This is a genomic window from Mesorhizobium sp. PL10, from assembly GCF_053714315.1.
Window position 1 is genome coordinate 1 of the sequence record NZ_JBSKBR010000078.1, and the last position, 5,389, is coordinate 5,389.

Genomic DNA, 5,389 nt, shown 5'->3' on the forward strand with positions numbered 1-5,389 from the left:
AACCTCGTTGAGGCGGCAAGTCGTGATGACGGAGAGCATGATGGCGGCTCGATCGGCCCCACGCTGGGAACCGGCGAAGGTCCAATTTCGCCTTCCCAATGCGATACCTCTGAGCGCGCGCTCGGCGGCGTTATTGGTGAGACAAATCCGGCCATCTTCGAGGAAACGGGCAAAACCATCCCAGCGCTTCAGCATGTAATCGATCGGCTCGATCACCTCGGACGATTTGCTGAAGCGTGGCGCGCTCCCGTTTCAGCCACTCGTGCATGCCATCGAACAGCGGCTTGCTCTTTTCCTGCCGCGCGGTCAGTCGTTCTTCGGCACTCAATCCATTGATCTGGCGCTCGATCTCGAACAGCGCGTCGTACCGCTGGACGGCCTCCAGGGCGATCGGCGAGATCGGCTTGCCTTTGCGTTTGCGGTCGCGGGTTATTTTTCTGGATGTCGGCCAGTTCAAAGAATTTGCGCCGCGCGTGCGCATGACAAAAGGCGAAGGTGATCGGTACCGCTTTCTTTTCGGCGACACTGAGGGGCTCGAAGCCATTGTAACAATCACTCTGCAGAATGCCGCCATACCCGGCCAGGTGCTTCTGCGGATGCTCGCCGCGGCGGTCGCTCGACGCATAGTATATGGCCGCCGGCGCTGCTGCTCCGCCGTAGGGCCGGTCATCGCGCACGTACGTCCATATTCGCCCGGTCGTGCATTTGTCTTTGGCCTGGATGGGAATGGTGGTGTCGTCGCCAAAAAGCCGCTCGGCCGCAAAGACATGCGCCTCGATCAGTTCAAAGATCGGCAGGAGCGCGACTGTTCCATACCCGACCTGATCGGCCAGCGTCGAGGTCGAAAGCTCGATGCCCTCGCATTTGAATCGGGTGCTCTGGCGGTTGAGAGGGCTATGCATGCCGAACTGTGCGTCCAGCGAAGGCTGGCATGTTCAGCAGGAGTTAGTCCTGCCGGGGAAAAAGTTAGCTCCCCGTAGTGTGGATAGCAGAAAGGAGAGAAACCGAATTTTTGAAGCCTATCGACAAAGACTCCCTTGGGGAGCTCACGAGTCACCGGGCCGTATCAACAGAAAACGCATTGTGGCCTCGAAAATGCTGAACACCGAAAGCCGAGCCTACAGTTTTGAGGCGAAGGCAGCATGATCCGGCGAATGCTAACCGACACGACGGGTCATTTCGGCGGGGTGAAAGCGACAGCACGGTGACAAGGACATGCAAAGCAACTGGAGAAGCCTTCCTCGTCCCGGGGAGAAATCGCCGGAAGAAGGTAGGTCGTATAACCGGAGACCCCGGGAAGTCGGCCGAAGATGAGAAGGTGGCGGCCGGGTCCGTAGTAGCGAGGAAGCGGGGTAACGCCCGTGGAGCAAAGGGGCCCTGCCATTTGTGATGTTTCCAACGTAAGGAAGGCAAGGACGAGATGACAAAGGCGTCCATAGATTTGCAGGACCTGAGGCGGAGACTATACGTCAAGGCGAAGGCTGAACCGTCTTGGCGTTTCTGGGGCCTATACGTCCACGTGTGCAAGATGGAGACTCTGCGCGCAGCGTACGAGATGGCGAAAGAAAACGACGGTGCTCCGGGAACAGACGGAGTGACGTTCGAAGCCATCGAAGCGCGAGGCGTGGAATCCCTGCTCGGGCAATTACGGGACGAACTGATCGGGCGCACCTATGTGCCACTCCCATTGCGGAGGCGGGAAATACCAAAGGACGGGGGCTCGAAAGTCCGCGTTCTGTCGATTCCCGCAATTCGTGACCGGGTGGTGCAGGGTGCGCTCAAGCTTATACTCGAACCTGTATTTGAGGCGGATTTCCAACCGGGATCGTTTGGATACCGACCCAAGCGGACAGCACATGAAGCGATCAAGCGAGTGGCGGAAGCAATAGCTCAACGGAAGACACGAGTTCTCGATTTTGACCTGAGAGCCTACTTCGACAACGTTCGGCACGACCGTCTGTTGGAGAAAGTTGCGCAACGGGTTGATGACGCGGACATCATGCACCTCCTGCGGCTTATGCTGAAAGCCTCTGGCAAGAAAGGCGTCCCGCAAGGCGGAGTAATTTCACCGTTGCTCAGTAATCTTTACCTCAACGAGGTAGACAAGATGCTGGAGCGTGCGCGTGAGGTAACTCGTCGCGGCAAGTATACCAATATCGAATACGCACGTTTCGCTGACGATATGGTGATCTTGATCGACGCCCATCAGCGACATGACTGGCTGCTCGGTGCTGTGAACAAGCGGCTACGCGAGGAGTTCGTCAAGCTGCGGGTTGAAGTGAATGATGAGAAGAGCCGTATAGTCGATCTGGAGCGAGGCGAGAGCTTCGGTTTTCTGGGATTCGACTTCCGCTATCTCCGCAGTCTGCGTGGAGTGATGCGGCCGCACTACACGCCCAAGCTCAAAAAGCGGACGGCGCTCCTGCGGGGGCTCAAGGAGGTGTTTCGCTGCTACCGATCGCAACCGCTTGGTCGGGTGATCAGCCTGATCAATCCGAAGCTCCGAGGATGGGTAAACTACTTCGGAGTGGGCGATTCCAGCAAATGCTTCGCCTACATCAAGAACTGGGTAGAGAAGAAGGTCAGACGCCACTTGGCGAAGGCAAGGAAACGCAAAGGCTTCGGCTGGAAGCAGTGGAGTAGTTCGTGGCTGTACAACACCTTGAAGCTGTTCAACGGCTACCGGGTGAACGCCAGCCCAACGAAAGCTGCACCAGCATGATAGGTCCAATAAGCCTAGGCACGAAGCAAATGGGAGCGCGTAGTGCGGGAAATCCGCACGCTGCGTGCGATGTGGCGGGGGCTGGAAACGTGCAAGGCCGGGAAATCCGGTCGAGCGGCGCGCCAGTCCTCGACCCTACTGTCGAACAGGATCGTCGCCAGCAGATGTGGACCGATGAAGCCGCGCGGCGTGGCATGGAACGGCGCCGGCGGCTGGCTGATCGCCTCGCAATCCCGGCAGGTAAATTTCTCCCGCACCGTTTCGATGACCTTGAAGCGGCGAGGAACCTCCTCCAGCGTCTTGTTCACATCCTCGCCCAGCTTGGACAGCCGGGATCCGCCGCAGCAGGCGCAGGCAGTCGGAGGATCGATGACGACGCGCTCGTGTTCGATGTCATCCGGCCATGGCTTGCGCACCGGTCGCTTGCGCGTGAAGGGGCGGACCTTCTGCGTCTTCGCCGCCGCGGCCTGCGCGGCAAGCTCATCCTCGGTCGCCGAGGTGACGAGTTCCTCGAGCTCCAATTCCAGCTGCTCGATCAGCCGTGCCGTGCGCTCGGAGCGCTGCCCGTACAGTTCGCGTTTCAGCTTCTCGATGCGCAGCTCGAGATGCGCGATCAGCGCCTCGTTATCGGACAGCATGGCCTGCGCGTTGGCGGCTTCAGCCTCCCAGTTGGCAGCATCCGCGACAGCCACATCGCGCTCGGCCAGCAGCGCTTCACGCTCGGCAAGCAGCGCCACGTAGGCGCTGGCAAGATCCGAGGGAAGATCAACCGGCTTCGAATTCATGCGCCGATTGAATCATATTCCATTGTATTTTCAACTCAAAAATGCTACCCAACTCGAGTTGGACGCCATGTTTCCTGAGGGTTTCGCCAGTCTATTCCGGACAATAGATAACTCAGCTGCGCAGGAGATACTGTCACAGCTCCACCCTCAACTGTCGGCCAGATGAAGCGTCCGCGCTCGAGTCTTTTTGTAAACAGGCATGATCCTTGGCCGTCATGCCAGATGACCTTCAACAATTTCCGCGTTTCCCCCTGAAGCAAAAAAGGTTGCCCCCAAGGGGATTGTGTTTGAGGACCTCCTGCACCCGGAGCGCCAGCGATGGAAAGCCAGATCTCATATCGGTGTAGCCCGTCGCCAACCACACACGCACGCCTTCTGTCGGGATCATCGCAGCATTTCCAGACCCTGCAAGATCCGCATCAGGACACTTACGTCGACAGTGCGGTCAACGATCACACGCCGACCGTTTGCACCGACGATTTCTATCCGGCCACCAGCAGACACCGCCCGGCTGGTAGCCGGCACTTCGGAGTGTGATCGCACAGGAGCCGGCTCTTCCGCCTCTACATCGTGCACGCTGTGACCGACCACACCCATGTCAATGAAGGCGATTGGTGGGGGCTCGGATCGGCCACCCAATCTCCGTTCCTGGGCTTGCTTGATCCAGATGTGCAAGTGGTTCGAGTTCATGTCGTGACGCCGCGCGACAACCGCCACCGGATCACCGGACTCCTGCACCTCACCCACGATCGCCAGCTTCTGCTCGACCGTCCAGGAGCGGCGCGTCCGCTGTCGGCCGGCATCCGTCGGCAGCGATAGAGCCGCGGGCGTGCTCGCTTCCACCCTCGACGGCTGCTCCATAGCCAGATACTTCATTGCTAAGCGTCCACTTAAAATCTAAGCGGACACTAACGCCACAAGGTACGCGTCAGTAGGCGGCCTTCAGCGTACTTCCGCGTATGGATACCGCACAGGAGCCTCCCAGGATAAATCTTCCAGCAGACTCCCAGATCAGCGAACCAGCCGCTACGTGGGGTGACCTACCCGCTTACGAAGAAGCAGCAAATGCGCTGGTCCCTTACCGGCGCTTACATGCTCATGCAGGTCTGGACGGCCGAACTGAACGGCGAACTTCGAACCCGGCTGCGGGCGTCTTTCCGAAAGCCTGAACCAAGTGTGTCGCCATGATACAGGCCGAAACCGCCCCTCTTGCGCGCAGCTTGACCCCAGCGAAATTACTGGTCTCGGCAGCTTTGCCCCTACAACTACGCCGCCTTCTCGGCTTCTTTGCGCAGATTTTGTCGTGGCCTTGGGCCGATCTGCTGGATCACCAATCCGGCCGCCAGTGAGCCAAGATCGCCGCAGGTCTGGAGGTCGCGGCCCTGTGTATAACCATGCAGGAAACCGGCGGCGTAGAGGTCGCCGGCGCCCGTCGTGTCGACCAGTTCCTTGATGGCGGTTGCCTTTATGACCACCGTCTCGTCGCCGCGCACGATCACCGAGCCCTTTTCGGAGCGGGTCACCGCCGCGATCTTGCAATCCTTGCGGATCTGCGCCACCGCTTCGTCGAATGAGGAGGTCTGGTAAAGCGACTTGATCTCGTGGCTGTTGGCAAAGACGATGTCGACTGTGCCCGAGCGCATCAGGTCGAGGAACTCGTCGCGGTAGCGGTCGACGCAGAACGAATCGGAGTGTGTCATGGACACTTCGCGGCCGGCCGCGTGCGCCAGCCTGGCCGTCTGCCGGATTGCTTCCTTGGCGCGCGGCGGGTCCCACAGATAACCCTCGAAATAGGTCACCTTGGCGCCCGACGCCTTGTCGGCCTCGACATCTTCCGGCCCGAGTTCGACGCAGGCGCCGAGATAGGTGTTCATCGAGCGCT

General features: G+C 59.4%; 3 protein-coding genes and 3 pseudogenes. 1 reads left to right on the forward strand and 5 read right to left on the reverse strand.

Features of this window, described 5'->3' with window-relative positions; all coding sequences use genetic code 11:
- Positions 1-911, reverse strand: a pseudogene (tnpC, locus tag ACWGTO_RS32550) (IS66 family transposase); the annotation flags it as partial.
- 617 nt (positions 912-1,528) lie between these two features.
- On the opposite strand from tnpC, the gene ltrA reads away from it, so the two are divergent.
- On the forward strand, positions 1,529-2,722 hold the full coding sequence (gene ltrA / locus ACWGTO_RS32555) for a group II intron reverse transcriptase/maturase (RefSeq protein ID WP_454578816.1): 1,194 nt from the start codon (positions 1,529-1,531) through the stop codon (positions 2,720-2,722).
- A gap of 140 nt (positions 2,723-2,862) precedes the next feature.
- Here ltrA and ACWGTO_RS32560 read toward each other — a convergent pair.
- The 4 genes and pseudogenes from ACWGTO_RS32560 to ACWGTO_RS32575 form a co-directional block, all read right to left on the reverse strand.
- Positions 2,863-3,507 (reverse strand): annotated as a pseudogene (locus tag ACWGTO_RS32560) (IS66 family transposase); the annotation flags it as partial.
- A 44-nt stretch (positions 3,508-3,551) separates the two neighbouring features.
- A pseudogene (tnpB, locus tag ACWGTO_RS32565) lies at positions 3,552-3,895 on the reverse strand (IS66 family insertion sequence element accessory protein TnpB).
- Entirely contained in the window at positions 3,892-4,383 is a 492-nt protein-coding gene (tnpA, locus tag ACWGTO_RS32570) for an IS66-like element accessory protein TnpA (protein WP_454578817.1), read from the reverse strand. The pseudogene tnpB and the gene tnpA overlap by 4 nt, the downstream one beginning before the upstream one ends.
- 389 nt (positions 4,384-4,772) lie before the next feature.
- A partial coding sequence (locus ACWGTO_RS32575; RefSeq protein WP_454578818.1) for an adenosine kinase occupies positions 4,773-5,389 on the reverse strand: 617 nt, incomplete at its 5' end.